Annotated in this window: 12 protein-coding genes and 1 pseudogene; 6 read left to right on the forward strand and 7 right to left on the reverse strand. The window is 22.8% G+C overall.

All coding sequences use genetic code 11. The features are described from left to right. Position 1 precedes the first annotated feature (1 nt). Entirely contained in the window at positions 2-2,464 is a 2,463-nt protein-coding gene (gene thrA, locus RJT62_RS00880; protein WP_343153892.1) for a bifunctional aspartate kinase/homoserine dehydrogenase I, read from the reverse strand. A gap of 404 nt (positions 2,465-2,868) precedes the next feature. Here thrA and hpt point away from each other — a divergent pair, with 404 nt between their 5' ends. Next, complete coding sequence (hpt, locus tag RJT62_RS00885; protein WP_343153956.1) at positions 2,869-3,399, forward strand: hypoxanthine phosphoribosyltransferase; 531 nt, start codon at positions 2,869-2,871, stop codon at positions 3,397-3,399. Between the two features lie 78 nt (positions 3,400-3,477). Here the strand turns inward: hpt and pcnB are convergent, their stop codons facing one another. Together pcnB and dksA are read right to left on the reverse strand one after the other, a co-directional pair. Next, positions 3,478-4,686 carry a polynucleotide adenylyltransferase PcnB gene (gene pcnB, locus RJT62_RS00890; RefSeq protein WP_343153893.1) on the reverse strand — a complete coding sequence of 403 codons (1,209 nt, stop codon included), beginning with the start codon at positions 4,684-4,686 and terminating at the stop codon, positions 3,478-3,480. A gap of 94 nt (positions 4,687-4,780) precedes the next feature. Then, positions 4,781-5,233 (reverse strand): RNA polymerase-binding protein DksA, encoded by a 453-nt coding sequence (dksA, locus tag RJT62_RS00895; RefSeq protein WP_343153894.1) that lies wholly within the window; start codon positions 5,231-5,233, stop codon positions 4,781-4,783. A 297-nt stretch (positions 5,234-5,530) separates the two neighbouring features. Between dksA and truA the strand changes: the two genes are divergently transcribed. From truA to lpdA, 5 genes and pseudogenes are all read left to right on the forward strand, one after another. Beyond that, on the forward strand, positions 5,531-6,298 hold the full coding sequence (gene truA, locus RJT62_RS00900) for a tRNA pseudouridine(38-40) synthase TruA (RefSeq protein ID WP_343153957.1): 768 nt from the start codon (positions 5,531-5,533) through the stop codon (positions 6,296-6,298). A gap of 472 nt (positions 6,299-6,770) precedes the next feature. Continuing rightward, a pseudogene (gene secA, locus RJT62_RS00905) lies at positions 6,771-9,236 on the forward strand (preprotein translocase subunit SecA); the annotation flags it as partial. A 430-nt stretch (positions 9,237-9,666) separates the two neighbouring features. Beyond that, positions 9,667-12,330: a pyruvate dehydrogenase (acetyl-transferring), homodimeric type gene (gene aceE, locus RJT62_RS00910; RefSeq protein WP_343153895.1), complete on the forward strand. Its 2,664-nt coding sequence runs from the start codon at positions 9,667-9,669 to the stop codon at positions 12,328-12,330. A gap of 25 nt (positions 12,331-12,355) precedes the next feature. Next, positions 12,356-13,579 (forward strand): 2-oxo acid dehydrogenase subunit E2, encoded by a 1,224-nt coding sequence (locus tag RJT62_RS00915; RefSeq protein ID WP_343153896.1) that lies wholly within the window; start codon positions 12,356-12,358, stop codon positions 13,577-13,579. A gap of 145 nt (positions 13,580-13,724) precedes the next feature. Continuing rightward, a complete protein-coding gene (lpdA, locus tag RJT62_RS00920; RefSeq protein WP_343153897.1) occupies positions 13,725-15,137 on the forward strand; it encodes a dihydrolipoyl dehydrogenase in 1,413 nt (470 codons plus the stop codon). A gap of 166 nt (positions 15,138-15,303) precedes the next feature. Here lpdA and RJT62_RS00925 read toward each other — a convergent pair whose 3' ends face one another. The 4 genes from RJT62_RS00925 to ftsA all read right to left on the reverse strand — a co-directional run bounded on the left by RJT62_RS00925 (position 15,304) and on the right by ftsA (position 19,092). After that, positions 15,304-16,005: a 5'-methylthioadenosine/adenosylhomocysteine nucleosidase gene (locus RJT62_RS00925; protein ID WP_343153898.1), complete on the reverse strand. Its 702-nt coding sequence runs from the start codon at positions 16,003-16,005 to the stop codon at positions 15,304-15,306. 95 nt (positions 16,006-16,100) lie between these two features. Next, positions 16,101-16,445, reverse strand: a complete 345-nt coding sequence (gene erpA / locus RJT62_RS00930) for an iron-sulfur cluster insertion protein ErpA (RefSeq protein WP_343153899.1) — start codon at positions 16,443-16,445, stop codon at positions 16,101-16,103. A gap of 183 nt (positions 16,446-16,628) precedes the next feature. Beyond that, positions 16,629-17,780, reverse strand: a complete 1,152-nt coding sequence (gene ftsZ, locus RJT62_RS00935) for a cell division protein FtsZ (protein ID WP_343153900.1) — start codon at positions 17,778-17,780, stop codon at positions 16,629-16,631. Positions 17,781-17,835: 55 nt separating this feature from the next. Continuing rightward, entirely contained in the window at positions 17,836-19,092 is a 1,257-nt protein-coding gene (gene ftsA / locus RJT62_RS00940; RefSeq protein WP_343153901.1) for a cell division protein FtsA, read from the reverse strand. Between the last annotated feature and the right edge of the window lie 2,402 nt (positions 19,093-21,494).

Raw genomic sequence — 21,494 nt, forward strand, 5'->3', positions numbered from 1 at the left:
TTTAGGTTCCTAAATTATATGATAATGTTCGTAACAAATCAGAAAAAACTCCAGCTGCAGTAACATTGTTTCCTGCACCATATCCTTTTAATACTAATGGGTTTGGTTGATAATATTCCGTATAGAAAGCGAGCGCATTTTCTCCATTTTTTATAAAATATAAAGGATCATTTTCATTTATTTTTTGTATTGTAACTTTACATTGTCCATTTTTTTCTATTATACCAACAAAACGAAGAGTTTTATTTTCTTTTTTTGCTTCTTCTACTTTGTTTGAAAAATTAGTATTTAATTTTTTAATTTCTATAAAAAAATCATTTATATTTAAATTTAAATTAAAGTTTTTTGGTAAAAGCGATTCGATTTTTATATCGGATAATTCTAAATTATATCCCATTTCTCGAGCTAAAATTAATAATTTTCTTGCTACATCAATTCCAGATAGATCATCTAGCGGATTAGGTTCTGTAAATCCTAATTCTTTTGCCATCATAGTTGCTTCAGATAAAGGAATTCCTTCATCTAATTTTCCAAATATGTAGGATAAAGAACCTGATAAAATTCCTCTAAATTGAATTAATTTATCTCCGGAATTAAGTAAATTTTGAAAATTTTCAATTACAGGTAAACCTGCTCCAACGTTTGTTTCATATAAAAATTTTCTATCATATTTTTTAGAAACTAATCGAATATTTTCGTATAATTTATAATTTGAAGTGTTTGCTTTTTTATTTGAAGCAACTATGTGCATTCGATTAGACAGAATATCTATGTATTTATCTGCTATTTTTTCACTGGAAGTACAATCTACAAAAATAGGATTTGTAAAATTGTTTTTTTTGATTTTATTTAAAAGATTTGTTAGATTAAACAAATTTTGACTATTTTTAAATTTTTTTTCCCAGTTTGTTAGCTCTATTCCTTTTTTATTAAAAATTACTTTTTTACTATTAGATATTGAACATATTTTAATATCTATATTTTTTTTTAGTAGTATTTTTTGTTGTTTTTTAAGTTGATTTAATAAGGTTTTACCTACTCCTCCAATTCCTGTTAAAAAAACTTCAATAACTTTTCTATTTTTATTGAATAAAATATCATGTATGTTTTGAATAGTTTTAGAAATTTTAAATTTATTAGTTACTATAGAAATAGAACTTCGGAATGGATCTTTTAGGATAGCTAAAACATTTATATAATTTTGCTGTAATCCTGAAAAAATTTTAAAATAAATGTTTTTTTTTAATTCAAAACCATTTCCTATTATGGATATAATTGATACGTCATCAATAGTTTTTATTAAGTCAGTCAATTTGATTTTTGTTTTAAAGTTAAATTCTTTTTGTAATTTTTCAAAAGTTTTTTTTACATTTTTATTAGAAATACAGAAACTTATATCTCCATTAGAAGAGTTAGGAAAAATTAAAATAGGAGATATTTTTTTTTGAAATTTTTTAGAATAAAATGTTGAATTTACTTTAAGCATTTCTTTTTTTTCTAATCCAGAAATATTAAATATTGTAATATCATTAACATAGGTAATACCTTTAATACTAAAAGTGTTATTTTTTTTAAAACCTTTAATGATAGTACCAACATTATTTAAGTTTAAGGTATTTTTAATAATACATGGAATATTAAATTTTTCTAAAGGAGTAATAGTTTTTGGATGCAAAACTTTAGCTCCAAAGTATGATAAATCTAAAGCTTCTGAATATGTCAAATTCTTTAATAGTTTAGCATCTTTTACAATTTTTGGGTCTGCGGTAAAAACACCGTCTACATCTGTCCAAATTTCGCAGGATTGTGCTTCTAAACAAACAGTTAAAATAGCAGCTGAGTAATCAGAACCATTTCTACCTAATACAACTAATTTTTTGTTTTTATTTCCTGCAATGAATCCTGGCATAAGAATAACATTTTTTTTTGGTATTTTTAATTTTTTAATTTTTTCTTTTGATAGTTTTATATTAATTGTAGAATTTAAATATTCTCCTGTTCCTACTAAGTTTTTTACCGGATCAATAATTGTAACATCGTATTTTTTAGATTTTAAAATGGCTTTCATAATAAAAACAGAAAAAATTTCTCCTCGACTAATGATCATAGCATTTAATTCATTTGGACATTTATCTAATAATGAGATTTTTTGTAATGTATTTTTTAAGTTTAATATTTCCTTATTTATTTCTTTTTTTAGATTTTCTAAAAGGTTTAAAGGTATATTTTTTTTTAGTTCAAATAAAAATTGATTTATAATTTTTTCAATGAAATTTAATTGAGTTAAATTTTTTCTTGTTGTTGATTCTTGAATTGATTCAACTAGGTAATTTGTTATTTTTTCTGGAGCTGATAACACAACACCTATTTGTTCATTTTTAGCTTTTTCTTCAATAATTTTTTGAACAATTAAAAATTTTTCTAAGTTTTTTAATGACGTACCACCAAATTTTAAGACTTTCATAATTTAAATTCTCCCAAATTTGTGTAATAAATTTACACTGAATTAAGGTAAAATATTATATAAAATAAGTTATTTTAAGATATTTATATATATAATAACTATTACTTTTTTTTAAGGTAAAAAATTTTTAATTAAAATAATTTTTTGTGATTTTTATTATTAGCTATAGTATAGCATATGTTTTTATTTCAGACTTTATAGTCTATTTACGAATTAATAAAAAATATTGGTTAATAACTAATATTCTTAATAAAATATAAATAAAAATTTTTTTAAATTAATTTTGATAAAATTAAAATTTATATTTTGTAAAAAAATAGATATGTATTTAGTACATAAATCTATTCATATCTTCTGAAAAAAGATGATAGAGTATAATTTTATTTTATTTTCAAAAAAATATGATGAAGCATAGTATTGAAATGATTATTTCTGAATATGAAATTCATTCTCGTATTAGTGAATTAGGTAAAGAAATTAGTTTTTTTTATCAAAAAAGCAATAAAAATATGATTTTAATAGGTTTATTAAGAGGTTCTTTTATTTTTATGGCAGATTTGTGTCGGAATATAACTTTATTTCATGAAGTAGATTTTATGACAATTTCTAGCTATGGAAAAAAAACGTTTTCTAGTAAAGAAATTAAAATTTTAAAAGATTTAGATGAAGATATTTTTAATAAAGATGTATTAATTGTTGAAGATATTGTTGATTCTGGACATACTTTAAGCAAAGTTTTAGAAATTTTAAATTTACGTCAACCAAAATCTATATCAGTGTGTACTTTGTTAGATAAACCAGAATGTAGAGAAGTAAATATTCCAATTAATTATGTTGGATTTTCTATTCCAGATGAATTTATAGCAGGATATGGTATTGATTATGCACAACATTACCGTCATTTACCTTATATAGGAAAAATTATTTTTTTCTAGAATCATTTATTCAGAACCATATTATTTAATATGGTTTTAAAATAAATTAGATTATTTTTTCGAAAAGAATAGTAAAAACTATTTAATATTTTTTTTCTTAAAAATGATTTTTTTTCTTAAAAATAAAAAATTTTTTATTAAAAAGTAAACATCTTTGTTTAATTTTTCTTTAATGATTTTATTTTTAACATTTAATTTAATTTGATATTTCCAAATATTTTTTATTAATAAAAAGTTATTTTTAGAAATATAAATGTAAGTAGAAAGCTTATTAACAATTTCTTTTATTGATTTTGAAAAGGCGATATAAAAAGAAACTTTTTGTTTTTTTTTAATTTGTACAGTATATATTAATAATGGATTCCAAAGAATAGCTGAAAATAAAAATGGAATTTCAAGTTTTTTATTTTTAAAAAATTTTATTTTTAACATTTTTATTGCTTCAATAGTCATAGTATGAATCATAGTTAATATTTTTTTAGGATGACTAGAAAAAGGAAAAGGCATTATTTTTTTTAAAATGCTATAAATTTTTAATTTTTTATAAATTTCTTCCCCATATTTATTAGTTAATATTTTTATGACTTCATTTGATAATCTATTTTTAGGAACATTTTTTAATAAATATGTAAGCTTTTTAATAGGTTTTTCTGTATTTTCTTCTATTTTCATTTTTAGTTTTACAGAAAAATATAAAACTCTTAAAATTCTAATTGGATCTTCTCGATATCTAGTTTCAGGATTTCCTATTATTCGAATAATTTTTTTTTTTAAATCATAAAAACCATTAACATAATCTCTTAAATTTCTGTTAAATACATTATAGTATAAAGAGTTAATAGTCAGATCTCTTCTCTTAGCATCTTCTTCTATTTTTCCAAAATTATTATCAGCCAATAGCATTCCGGCATTATTATTTTTTTTATAAAAAGTATTTTTTTTATTTTTACAATTTTTACGGAAGGTGGAAACCTCTATGATTTCAGAATAAAAAAATATGTGAACAATTAGAAATCTTTTTCCAATCAATCTACAGTTGTTAAACATTTTTTTTAGTTCTTTAGGTGTTGCGTTTGTAACAATATCAAAATCTTTTGGTTTTTTTCTCAATAATAAATCTCTTATACTACCTCCAACTAAATAGGCTTGATAACCTGATTTATTTAATCGAAAAAGAACTTTTAAAGCATTTTTACTAATTTTCTTATGAGATAAATTATGTATTTTTTTATTTATTATAATCATAGTATGATTTATTGTTGTGTTTAATATCATTAGATATAACATTTTAGTTAGCTAAAATATAAACTAATTTCTTGATGAAAAATTAGCCTTTAATAAAAATTATATATATTACTAATTTTTCATCAATTTTATATTTTTATCCTATCATTTGTTTTTCTCGAATTTCTGAAAGTGTTTTGCAATCAATACATAAACTAGCAGTAGGATGAACTTCTAATCTTTTTATTCCAATTTCAATCCCACATGTTTCGCAATATCCAAAATCATTTGATATAATTTTTTTTATAGTTTTTTCTATTTTTTTTAGAAGAGAATGTTCCCTATGACGGTTTCGTAAAGCAATATTGAATACTTCTTCTTGAGAAGCTCGATCTATTGGATCAGGAAAATTAGTATTTTCATTGCAAATATTGTAAATAGTAGACTTAATTTCTTTTTTTAAAGAACTTCGATATGTGTTAAGAACTTTTTTAAAGTAATTAATTTGATCAACATTCATATATATTTCATTATTTTTTTTTTTGTAGGGTTTAATTTTTGAAAAATTTAAAATATTTAGAGGTGATCGTTTATTTTTTTCTTTATTCATCTTCTTTCCAATATCATATTTCATAGTTTTTTAGCATTAATATAGGATAGTTTTAAAACTTAAAACATGTAATAGTTATTTTTAGTTTGACTTATGATAAGGATAAAATCCATATCAGATTCAATTAAACAAAGATATAGATCTTATTGTTCATTGAAAGCATTTAAAGGTTAAAATTGAATTATAATTTATTGATATTATTAATCAAGAAATTATAAAAAATTTTTAATTCTATTTAACAATATTTAAAAAAAAACAATTAATTTGAAAATTCGGAGGTGTTTTATAAATTATGCAATGGGAATTGAATTTAATGGAAAAAAGTTTTTTGGATGGCAAATTCAAAAAGAGTTAACTAGTGTTCAGGCAACATTAGAAATAGCACTAAGTAAAATAGCAGATCATTCAATATCCGTAATTTCAGCAGGAAGAACGGATTCAGGAGTGCATAGTATTGGTCAAGTTGTTAATTTTCATACAAAGGCAATAAGAAATGATTTTTCTTGGATTTCTGGGACAAATTCATATCTTCCTGAAGATATATCTATTAAGTGGATTAAATTAGTTCCTGATTATTTTAATGCTAGGCATCATGCTATATCTCGTTCATATAAATATGTAATTTTAAATTCTACTTTTAGATCAGCATTGTTTTTTGATTTTTCTTTGCATGTTCATAAATATTTAGATGTTGATAGAATGCATAATGCTAGTCAATATTTACTAGGAGAACATGATTTTTCTTCATTTAGATCTAATCTATGTCAGTCTTTAAGTCCTATTCGAAAAATATTAAGGATAAAAGTTTTTAGAAAGAATTCATTTGTAATCGTTGAAATAAAAGCTAATTCTTTTTTATATCATATGGTTAGAAATATTGTTGGTTCGTTGTTAGAAATTGGAAAGCGAAAACGAGAAGAAAAATGGTTATTTCAAGTTTTAAATAAAAAAGATAGAAAATTTTCTGGTCCTAAGGTGTTAGCAAAAGGGTTGTATTTAGTTAGAGTAAATTATCCCAGTTTTTTTAAAATACCTGAAAGTATTAATAAAAGTTTTATAACTTAAGTTTTTATTTATATTAAAAAATGATTTTTTTTTTTTAAAAATTATATAAATTTAAAATTTTTAAGTTGACTTGATTATTACTTAAATAGATTATAAGAAATTGTTTAATTATTTTAAGTTGTCTTCTTTGTTTAAAATAAATTAAAAAGTAATTAAACATTTTTTATAATTTATTTTTGTAAAATAGATTATTTTAAAATATACAAATTTTCTTACATAAAAAATATAAAAAATAAGTATTTTCAGACTTATATAATTTCTGATTAATGTTTTTGTATTTAAATTGTTTTAATTTCAAATAGTTAATGTTTAAGATAAATTATCTTAAAAAAAATTATTTTTAGTAAGGAAATATTCATAAATTTTAAAATATAATTTTTATGATTATTTTTTTAAATTTTGTTTTTAATAAGAAAATTTTGACAAAGTTACATAGCAAAAAACACTATTATTTATTTAAGAGATATAAAGTATGTTAAAAAGTTTATTTAATAAAATATTCCGAAGTCAAAGTAATAAAATTTTAAATTCAATGAAAAAAAAGGTACAAGTTATTAATGCTTTAGAATCAAAATTTAAGAATTTTTCCGATGAACAATTGAGAAAAAAGACAGATGAATTTAAAAGTTATTTGAATAGAAATGGAGATTTAGAAGACATTGTGTCAGAAGCATTTGCAACGGTTAGAGAAGCCAGTAGAAGAGTTTTAAATATGAGGCACTATGATGTTCAAATTTTAGGAGGTTTAGTTTTACATAAACAATGTATTGCTGAAATGCAAACAGGTGAAGGAAAAACTTTGACATCTACCTTACCTATTTATTTAAACGCATTAAAAGGTAAGGGAGTACACTTAGTTACAATGAATGATTATCTTTCTAAAAGAGATGCAAAAAAAAATAAATTTCTTTTTAAGTTTTTAGGTTTAAGTGTAGGAATAAATTTAAATGGTATGTCTTCGAAATTAAAAAGAAAAGCTTATTTTTCGGATATTACTTATGGAACTAATAATGAATATGGATTTGATTATCTTAGAGATAATATGATTGTTAATTCAACAGATCGGGTGCAGCGTCGATTGCATTATGCTTTAATAGATGAAGTAGACTCTATTCTAATAGACGAAGCAAGAACTCCGCTAATTATATCAGGATTAGAAGAAGAAAATTTAGATATATATTCTAAAATAAATAAGATTGTTTTCTATATGATAAAAAAGAACAAAAATTCTTTAAATTTTTTTAAGAAAAATAAGTATTTTTTGATAGATGAGAAACTAAAACAAATACATTTAACTGAAGCAGGATTCAATAAAATTGAAAAATTATTACTTGAATACAAGTTAATTGATAAAAAGTCTTCGTTATATACAATAAAAAATATGAATCTGATAGATTCTATCAATAATGCATTAAGAGCAAATATTTTATTTAAAAAAAATGTCGATTATCTTATTAAAGATAAAAAAATTATAATAGTAGATGAACATACTGGTAGAATGATGGAGGGTCGAAGATGGTCAGATGGTTTGCATCAAGCAATAGAAGCAAAAGAAAAAGTAAAAATTCAGAATGAAAATCAAATATTAGCATCTATTACTTTTCAAAATTATTTTAGATTGTACAAAAAATTATCAGGTATGTCCGGAACAGCGTTAACTGAATATTCTGAGTTTAAATCTATTTATAATTTGAAAACAGTCGTTATTCCTTCTAATAAACCAATGATTCGAAAAGATAAATCAGATTTAATTTACATGACTGAAAAAGAAAAAATTGATTCTATAATTTTTGATATACAAAAGAATATATCAAACAAAAATCCTGTGTTAGTAGGTACAATTTCCATTGAAAAATCCGAAATTATTTCAAGAAAATTAACTGATTTAGGAATTAAACATAATGTTTTAAATGCAAAATTTCATTCTCAAGAAGCTAACATAATAGCAGAAGCAGGTAGACCTGGTGCTGTAACTATTGCTACAAATATGGCAGGAAGAGGAACAGATATTGTGTTGGGAGGAAGTCTTAGTAAAGAAGATTATAAGAATAACAAAAAATCTTTTTGTAAAAAAAATTGGGAAAAATTGCATAAAATAGTGGTTGAAGCGGGAGGGTTACATGTTATTGGAACAGAAAGACATGAATCTAGAAGAGTAGATAATCAATTAAGAGGTAGATCGGGAAGACAAGGAGATCCTGGTTCCTCTCAATTTTATTTATCTATGGAAGATTCTTTAGTTCGAATTTTTTCTTCAAAAAGAATAATTAATGTCATGAAAAAATTAGGAATAAAGAAAAATCAAGCTATTCAACATAAATGGATTACGATTGCAATTTCTAATGCTCAAAAAAGAGTTGAATATAGAAATTTTGAAATTAGAAAACAATTGTTAGAATACGATGATATTTTAAACAATCAACGTCAATTAATTTATTTTCAAAGAAATATATTACTCAATATTGAAGAAATTAGTGAGAATATTTTTTTATTTATTGAAGACGTATTTAAAAAAATTATTAGTAAATATATTTCAGCTCATTCTTCATTTAAATATTGGGATATAATAGGTTTAGAGAAAAAAATAAAAACAGAATTTAATTTAAATTTCTCGATTTTAAATCAAATCAGATCAAAAAAAGAATTATTAAAATACGAAAAAATTATTTTATATATAATTGATAAAATTAAAAAATATTATATTGCTAAAAAAAAAAATATTGGAATGAAAAAAATGCAAGGGATTGAAAAATCGGTTCTTTTAAATAGTCTGGATTTCTTTTGGAAAGAACATTTGTTAAATATGGAATATTTGAGAAAAGGAATACATCTCAGAGGATATGCTCAAAAAGATCCTAAGTTAGAATATCAAAAAGAGTCGTTTAAAATGTTTTTTAAGATGATTCAGATAATTAAGTACGAAGTTGTAATTAATTTGATTAATTATTAATTAAAAAAATTTAATTAAATTATTCTAAAATCCGAATAATTTTAAAATTTAAAATGAAGTTTTTTAAAAACTATAAATAGAAAATGTTTATTTTTTTTGATGATTAGAAAATTAATTTTTTTAATATCAGTTATTTTAATAATTAGTTAAATAATCATTTTTTAAAAATATTTTTTATTTATTAAAATCATTTTATAAAAAAAAATTTTTTAAAAAAACAAAGATCTTTTGATTAATTAAAATTAGTTATTGATGGTATTAAATACCAATTATAATTAGTAATTAATAATTAAAAATTAGCAAATTTTAAAAAGGATTTTAAAAAAAATAATGATTTAAATTAAATTAATTTCAAAATTTAAGAATATTAAATTTTTTTATTATAAAAAATATTTTTTGTACATAAGGAATTTTGTTTATGACAGAATACTTAAATAAAGATATAGATCCTATTGAAACTAAAGATTGGATAGAAGCAATCGAATCGGTAATTGATCGTGAAGGAATAGAAAGAGCAGAATTTTTAATTTCGTTAGTATTAAAAAAAATTCATAAAAAAAACCCTAATTTTTCTGCAGTTAAGTACATACAAAATTATATAAATACTATTTCAGTAGAAGAAGAACCGAAATATGTTGGAAATTTATCAATAGAAAAAAAAATTTGTTCATTTATTCGTTGGAATGCGATAATTATGGTTTTAAAAGCTTCTCAGAAAAATTTAGATCTAGGGGGACATTTATCATCTTTTCAATCTTTTGCAACAGTATATGAAGTTTGTTTTAATCATTTTTTTAAAGGAAAAAACGATCTGAATTCAGGAGATTTGATATATTTTCAGGGACATGCTTCACCGGGTATTTATGCTAGAGCTTTTTTAGAAGGTCGAATTTCGGAAAAGCAAATGAATAATTTTAGACAAGAAATTGAAGGAAATGGATTATCTTCTTATCCTCACCCTAAATTGATGCCTAACTTTTGGCAGTTTCCTACTGTTTCCATGGGTTTAGGACCAATATCTTCGATATATCAAGCTAAATTTTTAAAGTACTTAACAAACAGAGATTTAAAGGATACTACAAATCAAACAGTATATGCTTTTTTAGGTGATGGAGAGATGGATGAACCTGAATCAAAAGGAGCTATTACAGTTGCAGCTAGGGAAAAATTAGATAATTTAATTTTTGTTATAAATTGTAATTTACAAAGATTAGATGGTCCAGTATTAGGAAATGGAAAAATTATACATGAATTAGAAAATGTTTTTTTAGGAGCTGGATGGAGAGTTATTAAAGTAATATGGGGTAGTAGATGGGATCCGCTTTTTAAAAAAGATTGTTCTGGAAAATTAGTTGAGTTAATGAATGAAACTGTTGACGGAAATTATCAAACCTTTAAATCAAAAGATGGAGGATACATTAGAAAAAAATTTTTTGAAAAATACAAAGAAACTAAAGAATTAGTTAGGAATATGACAGATAAAGAAATTTGGTTGTTAAATAGAGGAGGTCATGATTCTAAAAAAATATATGCTGCTTTAAATTTAGCAAAGAAAAAGGACGGAAGACCAACAGTTATATTATTTCATACTGTAAAAGGATACGGAATGGGGAAAATTGCAGAGGGAAAAAATATCGCTCATCAGATAAAACAAATGAGTTTTTCAGATCTAAAATATATCAGAGATCGGTTTAATATTCCAGTTAAAGATGAAGAACTTTCTAAGTTACCTTACGTTTCTTTTAAAAAATTTTCTGAAGAATACAATTATTTGCATAATCAAAGAAAAAAATTAGGAGGATATCTACCATTTCGAAATACAAAATTTGATAAATGCTTTTTAATTCCTTCATTAAAAGAGTTTTCTTCTTTATTAAATAAACAAAATAAAAGAATTTCTACTACAATAGCATTTGTTAGAATGCTAAATATTATGTTAAGAAATTCTGAAATACGAAATATATTAGTTCCTATAGTTGCGGATGAAGCAAGAACATTTGGAATGGAAAGTTTATTTAGAAAAATAGGTATTTATAATGTTAGAGGACAAGTATATGAACCGCAAGATCTAGAACAATTTCTATATTATAGAGAAGACAAAAATGGTCAAATTTTGCAGGAAGGAATCAATGAATTAGGAGCTGGAGCAATGTGGTTAGCAGCAGCTACTTCATATAGTAGCAATAATTTTCCAGTAATCCCGTTCTACATTTTTTATTCTATGTTTGGATTTCAAAGAATAGGAGATTTATTTTGGGCAGCAGGGGATCAACAGGCAAGAGGGTTTTTAATTGGAGCTACTTCAGGAAGAACTACTTTGAATGGAGAAGGATTGCAACATGAAGACGGACATAGTCATATACATTCTTTAACAGTTCCAAATTGTATTTCTTATGATCCTGCTTATGCGTATGAAGTAGCGGTTATTATTCAGAATGGATTATATAGAATGTATGGAAAAAAGCAAGAAAATATTTATTTTTATATAACTACTACAAATGAAAATTATGCTATGCCAGAAATGCCTAAAAATTCTAAAACAGGAATTATAAAAGGTATTTATAAACTTAAAGAAGCTAAAAATAAAAAATATAGAGTTCAATTAATGGGCTCAGGAGCTATTTTAGAAAGTGTGCATGAAGCTTCTGAAATTTTGCTTTCAAAATATGATATAGGATCGGATATTTATAGTGTAACTTCTTTTACAGAATTAGCTAGAGATGGACAAGATTGTGAAAGGTGGAACTTATTTCATTCTACGAAAAAACCCAAAATTCCATATATTTCTCAAATTATGAATTCTTTTCCAGCTGTTGCTTCAACTGATTATATGAAATTATTTGCAGAACAGGTTAGACAATATATTCCTGCTAAACATTATTTTGTATTAGGTACTGATGGTTATGGCCGATCTGATAGCAGAAAAAAATTACGACATTATTTTGAAGTAGATGCACAACATATTGTTATAGCAGCTTTAAGGTTATTAGTTAAATGCGGATTTTTTGAATCTAAAATAGTAGATCAGGCAATTTCTAAATTTAATATTAACATCAATAAGATTAATCCGCGTTTAGCATAAAAAGAATTAGAAAAGGATCATAAAAGTGAACATTGAAGTTAAAATTCCCGATATTGGTAGAGATTTAGTAGAAGTTATTGAAATTTTAGTTAAAAAAAATGATAAAATAAAAAAAGAACAAATCTTAATTGTAGTAGAAGGACAGAAAGCTTCTATGGAAATTCCTTCTCCATTTTCTGGAACGATAAAAGAAGTGTTAATTAACATAGGAGATAAGGTAAAATATAATGATGTTATCTTCATAATGAATTTAGAAAGTGAACAAATAAATTCCGATAATCAATATTTCTCAAGTGGTTTTGAAGAAGAAAAGATAAATTTTATTTCGAAAAAAAGAAAATCTGAAAAGAATATTTTTTTTCATGCTTCGCCTTTGATTCGCCGTTTAGCTAGATTATTAAAAATTAATTTAAAAAACTTAAAAGGATCAGGAAGAAAAGGTAGAATTTTAAAAGAAGATCTTGAATTATATAAAAATAAAAAAAATGAAAGTTTAGAATTTAAAAAAAATAAAATTATCGATGTTGTAAAGGATTTAAAAAATTCTTATACGACTAAAGATCAAATTAAATTGACCAAAATTCAATTAGCATCTGGTCAAAATTTAAAAAAAAGTTGGAATGATATTCCACATGTCACTCAATTTTATGAATCAGATATTACAGAATTGGAAAAATTTAGAAAAGAAATAAATCTTTTAAAAAAAGAAGAACAGGATCAAAAAATAACATTACTTTCTGTTATTACTAAAGTTGTGGCAAGAGCATTAGAAAAATTTTCATGGTTTAATAGTTTTTTTTCGAATGAAAAAAATAGTTTTATTTTGAATAAAGATATTAATATAGGAATAGCTGTTGATACTAAAGATGGTTTAGTTGTTCCTGTTATAAAAAAAGTGAATAAGAAAAGATTATCTCAATTATCTTATGAAATATTTTTAAAATGTAGAAAGGCAAGAAAAAAAAAATTAGCTTTATTAGATTTTCAAAATGGAAGTTTTACTATTTCAAGTTTAGGAAAATTAGGAGGAACTGGATTTACACCTATTATAAATGCTCCACAAGTTGGAATTTTAGGAGTTTCTAAAACATTTATTAAACCTATATGGAGAAAAAATGGTTTTGTTCCTCGATTAATATTACCATTTTCTTTGTCATATGATCATCGAATTATTGATGGTGTGTATGGTGCTAAATTTATGGAATATATAAGTAACTTTTTATCTGAAATTAGATTGTTGATCCTATAGATACATTCATAATATATTAATTTAATGAAGATTATTTGTAAATTAAGAATAATTATTATGAGTTAAACATTTTATTTAAATAAGTTTAATAATCTTTTTATTTAGATTCATTTAATAATGAAATCATTTGGGAAATAAAATAAAAATGTGTGATAAAAGTAATAAAACAGTTGTTATAATAGGAGCTGGTCCGGCTGGATATACAGCTGCTTTTCGTTGTTCAGATTTAGGTTTAAACACTATTTTAATTGAAAATTATTGTAATTTAGGAGGTGTTTGTTTAAATGTAGGATGTATTCCTTCTAAAAGTTTACTATATGTTTCAAAAACTATTAATCAAATTAAGGAATTATCTATTTGCGGAATTTCATTTTCTTCATTTGATATAAATATAAAAAAGTTGATAAATTGGAAAAAAGAAAATATAAGTAAATTAAATTTTGCTTTAAGTCATATGGCAAAAAAAAGAGGGATTAAAGTAATAAATGGTGTTGCAAAATTTAAGTCAGAAAATGAGTTAGTTATTCTAAAAAATGATGTATATGTTTCGAATCTTGAATTTAAAAATGCAATTATTGCAACAGGATCAAAATCAGTAAAATTAGCTTTTCTTCCTTATGAAAGTAAAAAAGTTTGGACTTCTACAGAGGCATTATCTATTCCTTATATTCCTAAAAAATTATTAATTATTGGTGGAGGTGTTATTGGTTTAGAAATGGCAACAATATATCATTCTTTGGGTTCTAAAATTGATATTACCGATAATCACAGTCATATTTTTCCTTCTGTAGATAATGATGTAATTCAAATTTTCTTAAATGCTATCAAAAATAAATTTAACGTTATGTTAGAAACAAACATTTTAGATGTAAAAGAAGTAGAAAATGGTATGTTAGTAACAATAGATCAAAAAGAAAAAGGAAAGAAAACAATATTATACGATGCCATATTAGTAGCTGTAGGACGAGTTCCTTCTCTCGGTTCATTAGGGATTAAAGAAATTGGCGTCAAAATAAATAATAAAGGTTTTATAAAAGTTAATGAACAATTGAAAACAAATATAAAGAATATCTACGCTGTTGGTGATGTTACAGGACAACCTATGTTAGCACACAAAGGAATTCATCAAGGTAAAATAGCTGCGGAAGTTATAGCAGGGAAAGAACATTTTTTTGATCCTGAAGTTGTTCCAAATGTAGCTTATACAGAACCAGAAATTGCTTGGACTGGAATCATTGAAAAAGATGCTAAAAAATTAAACATTAATTATAAGGTTGCCACGTTTCCTTGGATTGCTTCAGGAAGAGCAATTGCATCTAATTGTTCTTTGTTTGGATCAACAAAATTAATTTTCAATAAAGATACAAAAAGATTGATAGGAGGAGTAATAATAGGTAGAAATGCCGGAGAATTACTTTCTGAAATCAGTTTAGCCATTGAAATGGGATGTGATGCTCAAGATATTTCTTTGACCATACATCCGCATCCAACTTTATCAGAAACGATTTCATTAGCAGCTGAAATATGTGAAGGGACTATCACCGATTTAATAAATTAATATTTAAAAGCATCTGAAAAAGTTCTGAAATTTTCATTTTGAAAGAATTATTTAACATATAGTTCTATTTTTTTGAATAAAAGAACTATATGTTTGAAATAAAAATTAAATTATAGAAAATTTTATTTTTGTAATTATATAACTGAAATATAATGGATATTAAAATTTAATCACCGTTAAAAAACTTTAAAATTTCAAATATAATTAACCAAGATTTTAAATTAATGTTAAGTATATTTTTTTTAAATTCTATTTTTGATTTATTCCCGGAACAATCAGATATTAATTTAATGTTAATAAAAGGGGTATTAAATATGTAACAAACATGTGCAATGGCAGTAGATTCCATATCTAACGCAATAGCTGAAGGAATTTTCTTTTTAATAATATTTAAGTTGTCTTTTCCTTGTAAAAAGATATCTCCGGTTATTAATAATCCTAAAAAAAAAGGGATTTTTTTTTCAGTACAAATTTTTATGATAATGTTTTTTAAATAAAAATTAGGATAAAAAAAAATTGGTAAATTAGGAATTTTTCCTACAGGATAATTAAAAGCTGTTAAGTCAACATCGTGATAACATAATTTTTCTGGAATTAGAATATCGAATATTTTTTTATTTTTTTTTAGTGATCCGCAGGATCCTATGTTTATGATAAAATCAATTTTGTATTTGCAAAGTAAGATGCTTGTAGCACAGCTAGCATTAGTTTTTCCAACACCACATTGTAATAAAAAGATTTTAATCTTTTTAAATTTTCCTATATAAAGTATATAATTTTTAAAATTATTTTTTTTATATATAAATATTTTTTTTTTGATTTCATTTAGTTCTTGTTTCATTGCTACAATGATACCTAGATTAAGCATAATTTTTCTAAAACCGTTATTTTTTATGTTAAAAAAACATTTTAAAAAAAAGATTTTATGTTAAATAAAATTTAGAATTAAAAGTTTTCTATAAATTATACGCTAAATGATAGTCCACAACCACATGTAATCTTTGCATTTGGATTAGAAATAGTAAATTTAGATCCTTCTAAATTTTCTATAAAATCTAATGTTCCCCCTATAAGATATTGAAAGCTTATATGATCTATTATTACAGGAACATTATCTTTTTTTAAAAAAATATCTTTTTTGTTTATTTTTTCATCAAAAATAAAACCATATTTAAATCCTGTACATCCCCCTCCTGTAATATAAATTCGGAATTTTAAGTTTTTATTTTTCTTGTTTTTAAAAAGTTCAATTATTTTGTTTTTTGCTGTTTTGGAAATAAAAATACTTCTTTGATTTTTTTCAGACATATTTAGAAAATAAATTTTGTTTAGAATATTTTATTGATATAAACTATATTATAATTCTTGTTATAACAACAATTATTTATTAATATTTTTGTGTTTTTAAGGAAGTGTTTTATTTTTTTAAAAATAAATATTTTTAAAAAAATTTTGTTTAAAAAAAATAATCATATTAATTAATATTTCAATTTATTTCTTTCTTAAAAATGTAGGAATATCTAGATATTCTATATTTTTTTTGACAATAAATTTAGAATTTATTAATTTTTCTTTCTTTTTTTTATTTTCTCTGAAAAAAATAGGATCTTTTAATTCAATGTTTGAATTTTTCAAAATATTTTCTTGTTTTGATTTTTTAAAAGAAATGTCATTTCTTTCATGAGAAAAATTTATTTCAATTCCTGTTGCAATAACTGTAACTTTAATTGTATTTTTTATTTTTGAATCTAAAGATGTACCAATTACTATGGTTGCATGATCGGAAGAAAATGATCTAATAATATTTCCAATAGTTTCAAATTCATTTAATTTTAAATCTGAATTAGCAGTTATATTAACTAAAACTCCTTTTGCTCCTGATAAATTAACATCCTCTAATAATGGGCTTGAAATGGCAGTTTCAGTCGCTTCTTCTGCTCTATTTTTTCCGGAAGAAGTTCCTATTCCCATCATAGCGTATCCCATTTCTGACATCACAGTTCTGACATCAGCAAAATCTACATTAATCAAACCAGGCTGAGTTATAAGCTGAGCAATACTTTGTATAGCCCCTTTTAAAATATTATTTACTTCACTAAAAGCGTTTAATAAAGAAATTTCTTTACTTAATACCTTGATTAGTTTGTCATTTGGTATGACGATCAATGAATCGACAGTTTTTGATAATTTTTGTATTCCAATTTCAGCAAATTCTATTCTTTTTTTTCCTTCAAAATTGAAGGGTTTAGTAACAATTGAAACAGTTAATATGCCTAATTCTTTTGCTATTCTAGCAATTATAGGAGCTGCTCCAGTACCTGTTCCTCCTCCCATTCCAGCAGCAATAAACACCATATCTGCTCCTTTTAAAATATTTTTTAAAATTTCTTGATCTTCTTCAGCAGAACGTTTTCCTATTTCTGGATTTGCACCGGCTCCTAATCCTTTAGTAATTCGGTTGCCTATTTGTATTTTTTTTTCGACTTCTATTTTCTTTAAAGCTTGTTCATCAGTGTTAATAGCAAAAAATTCTACTCCTGTTATTTTTTCTTTTATCATATGTTCTATAGCATTACATCCTCCTCCTCCGATTCCTATTACTTTAATAATAGCATATTCATTTGTTTTTTTTTCTTTTAACATAATTGCTCCATTTTTTATTATGTAAACTTTTTAAACATTTTTAATGCATAATATTTTAAAATTCTTTTTTTATCCAAAAATGAATTTTTTTAAACCATTTTTGAAAAAAGTTTTCATTTTTAATATTTTTTTTCTCTTTAAGAAATTCTTTTTTTCCGTATTTTAATAATCCTATTACTGTGGAATAATTTTCATTATTAATGTCATTTGTTAATCCTTCTATTTTTTTGGTTTTTCCTATTTTTACTTTAGTTTTAAATATTTTTTTAGCATGATTAATTAAATTTTTTATTTTTGAAGCTCCTCCTGTTAATATTATCCCTCCTGATAGTTCTTTTTCAATTTTGGTTTTGTCAGAAGTTTCAAAGAATACAAGTAATTTTTTTTTGACTAAATTTAAGAGTTCTAAGTATCGAGCTTCTATAACATTTTGTAATAATTTTGAATCAATATATTTCTTTTTACTTTCATCGAATGAAATTATTTCGATTTGTTTTGTTTTTTTTTCATTTCTTTCATCAGAACATCCATTTTCAATTTTAATGATTTCAGCATCTTTTTTTGAAATGGAAAAGATAGAAGATATATCGTTAGTAACATTGTTACCTGCATAAGGAATAACAAAACTACAGCTGATAGATCCGTTGACGTATGTAGTTACGTCCATAGTCCCGCTTCCTATATCTATTATGCAAACCCCTAACTTTTTTTCTTCCTTAGAAATTACAGCTTCTTTAGAAGCTAACCCAGAATAAATAATTTTATCTACTTTTATTCCACAATTTTGAACTGATTTTACGAAGTTTTTTACTATTTTATTATGACATGTAATTAGATGTACTTCTACTTGCATTCTTATTCCAGACAAACCTAAAGGGTTTTTTATTCCAATTTTTTGATCGATAGCAAATTCTTTTGGAATGACATGCAAAATTTCATGCTCATTATTTATTTTTACAAATTGGGCAGTATGAATAACATTTTTTATATCTTCTTCAGTTACTTCTTCTTTTGATAATGGAACTATTCCAATTTCGTTTTGAAAATGAATGTGCTTACTAGATATAGATAAATAGACAGAAGAAATATTATATCCCGCCATATTTTCAGCTAGTTCAATAGAACTTTGAATTGATTTAGAAACAGATTTTAAATTAGTTACTTCTCCTTTTTCAATTCCATGAGATCGACTAATCCCTATTCCTATTATATTAATTAAATTAATAGGTGAAATTTCTCCTATTAAAGTAACAACTTTTGTTGTTCCTATATCTAGTCCAACTATTATTTTTTTTTTTGTTAGTTGATTCATTTTTTCTTCCAAACCAAATAATTTTTATATGAGATAAAAGTTTTTTTGAATAACATATTTCTCAAAATTTTAGAAAATATTAATTTTAATTTATATGAAATTTAAAAAAATATTATTTTGCTTAATTTAACATTTTTTATTAAATTTAAGAATGATAAATTAGCAATTTTAGCAGTTATAAGAATAAAACTTTTTAGTCATTTCAGGACAAGTATTGATTTCAAGCATTCAAATTTTTTTATTATCGATAATAAAATCCGCTTTTTTGTATTCATTGTAATTTGATATTTTCTAAGCTTGTTTAGGTACATAATTCATTTTTTACGATTTTTCAAATCTATTTTGGAAACAGTATTTTATTTTATTGAAAATATATTTAGAATGATAATCGTAAAATTTATTTTTGTATTAATTTTGATAGAAGGTAATAATTATTTGCTAAGTATTATTATAATATATTCTTAATTATATACTTATTCTTCTAATATAACGGTTTTTCATAAAAAAAGCTTTTTTTAAAAAAAAATATTTTTTTATATGAATCAATTACAAAAATACTTAGACTGGGTCTTTCAGTATTTAATTTAATAATGATAGGAATCTTTAGTTCTCTATTTTTTTAATATGTTTAAAGATTTTTTTTAAATTCATAGAATTTTAAATACATAAAAAGAAGAATTGGTAATTTAAATTTTTTCCATAATAATTTGCTTTTTAGTTTATTTATAGTTGTAACTAGCTCCGAAATTCCATTTTTCGTTTGAAGAATAATCTTTAAGCATTTAAATATACCTCAAACTTTTCTACCTTTTTCATTCTTTCTATTCAAAACAATAAATATTTCTAAAAATCTTTGTTTTTACGTTGAATTACAGGATAAATTTTAGTGTCAATTCCAAATATCAAATAGCTATTTTTTAGAGACATTTAAAATTTATTTTTCTGATTATAAAAAGATTTCTCTTTTTGAAGGAACTTTTTTTAATAAAAAGGCTATTTTTTATTTATGTTTATTGTCTTTTTAAAAAAAATTAATGATAGATTAATTAATATCTTTTTTTTCTTGAATTAAAACAATATATTCATTGTGAATAACATTTAATAAAATATTATTAATATTTTTTTATCTGAAATATAAATAGGATTTAATTTTTTCTTTAATTTTTTAAAATAAAAATTTGTTATTTGTATTTAGAATAGGTAATTTGTTTGCAGAACGAATATCTAATAACAGAAGTTGATTTACTACAGATAATGCTTTTATAAATTTTTTATACAAGTATTTTGTACGTATTTATCGGTAAGATTAAAATATCATAACTAATCTTTTATTTCCCTAATTTTTTTATGGTTTTAATTATTTGTATTAAGTCAGTTGGATGATTTCTAAAATCATTAAAAAACATAAAAAAAATCTCCTATTTTATCAGTGATATTTTAAAAAAAAGATTCCTATAAATTCTAATTTTTTATAAATTTCTTTAAATTTTTTTAAACTTTTAATTTTGCATTTATTTCTTATTTTTTTCATAGCAGCTAATCTAATGTTATAGAAGCTATTGCATTAAGTTTATTTTGTTTTTCAAGCACACTTTAATGTTATTTCTAAATTAGAAAAACTTTTTCTGATAACTATAAAAGTAGATTTTTAGTTGTTTTAAATATAGAATTTTTATTCTAGAATTTATTTTCTTCTTAAATCTATATGATATAAAACAAAAAGAAAATTTATTTTTTAGACTGTTAATAACGGTATTGCTTATATAAATAATTGCATGTTCATTTAAAAGAAGTTTTTTAAAAAATATTAAAAATATCTTTTTAAGAGTTTCTATATTTTTTATAATTTTCTAGGTGATTATAATTAATACTAGTAATAATGATGGTAATGAAGAGTTTAATGAGATGAACAATTGATTACTTTTATTTATTTCTAAAATTAAGGAATTTTTATTTTTTAATTTTAATTTTTTATATTAGGTTTACTCAAACTTTCATTTATACAAATAAAATTCAATTTTTTTTTCTTTATATGTATCAACAGTAATAGCAGTTATAGTAGTTTTTTTGTAAGTATTTGAGATAGTAACTTTGTATTAGTTTTATTAATTCTTTTAATATTTTCATCCTTGAAAATATAGGAATATTATTTTTTAAATCAAATTGATTCTAAATTATTTTAAGTTAATAACTTTGGACACCAAAATAAAATTAATGTTTAAAATATTTTTAATAGAATATTTAAAGTATGAGAATGTATTAGTGTTCTTATAGCTAATGATTTTTCTAAATTGATCATTAGAATTCTTTAAGCTACTTGAAATAACCAATTTTTTAGTTAGTAAATATTTCCTTGATATATTAATTTTTAAAAGTTTATCAATTAAAAGAATATAATTCTT

Source organism: Buchnera aphidicola (Mindarus keteleerifoliae) (assembly GCF_039392895.1).
GTDB classification, from domain to species: Bacteria; Pseudomonadota; Gammaproteobacteria; order Enterobacterales; family Enterobacteriaceae; genus Buchnera_A; species Buchnera_A aphidicola_A.

Excerpts from the sequence above, each read along its gene's own strand:
- thrA (WP_343153892.1), bottom strand. The coding sequence starts at position 2,464 with ATGAAAGTCTTAAAATTTGGTGGTACGTCATTAAAAAACTTAGAAAAA.
- hpt (WP_343153956.1), top strand. The coding sequence starts at position 2,869 with ATGAAGCATAGTATTGAAATGATTATTTCTGAATATGAAATTCATTCT.
- pcnB (WP_343153893.1), bottom strand. The coding sequence starts at position 4,686 with ATGTTATATCTAATGATATTAAACACAACAATAAATCATACTATGATT.
- dksA (WP_343153894.1), bottom strand. The coding sequence starts at position 5,233 with ATGAATAAAGAAAAAAATAAACGATCACCTCTAAATATTTTAAATTTT.
- truA (WP_343153957.1), top strand. The coding sequence starts at position 5,531 with ATGGGAATTGAATTTAATGGAAAAAAGTTTTTTGGATGGCAAATTCAA.
- aceE (WP_343153895.1), top strand. The coding sequence starts at position 9,667 with ATGACAGAATACTTAAATAAAGATATAGATCCTATTGAAACTAAAGAT.
- lpdA (WP_343153897.1), top strand. The coding sequence starts at position 13,725 with ATGTGTGATAAAAGTAATAAAACAGTTGTTATAATAGGAGCTGGTCCG.
- RJT62_RS00925 (WP_343153898.1), bottom strand. The coding sequence starts at position 16,005 with ATGCTTAATCTAGGTATCATTGTAGCAATGAAACAAGAACTAAATGAA.
- erpA (WP_343153899.1), bottom strand. The coding sequence starts at position 16,445 with ATGTCTGAAAAAAATCAAAGAAGTATTTTTATTTCCAAAACAGCAAAA.
- ftsZ (WP_343153900.1), bottom strand. The coding sequence starts at position 17,780 with ATGTTAAAAGAAAAAAAAACAAATGAATATGCTATTATTAAAGTAATA.
- ftsA (WP_343153901.1), bottom strand. The coding sequence starts at position 19,092 with ATGAATCAACTAACAAAAAAAAAAATAATAGTTGGACTAGATATAGGA.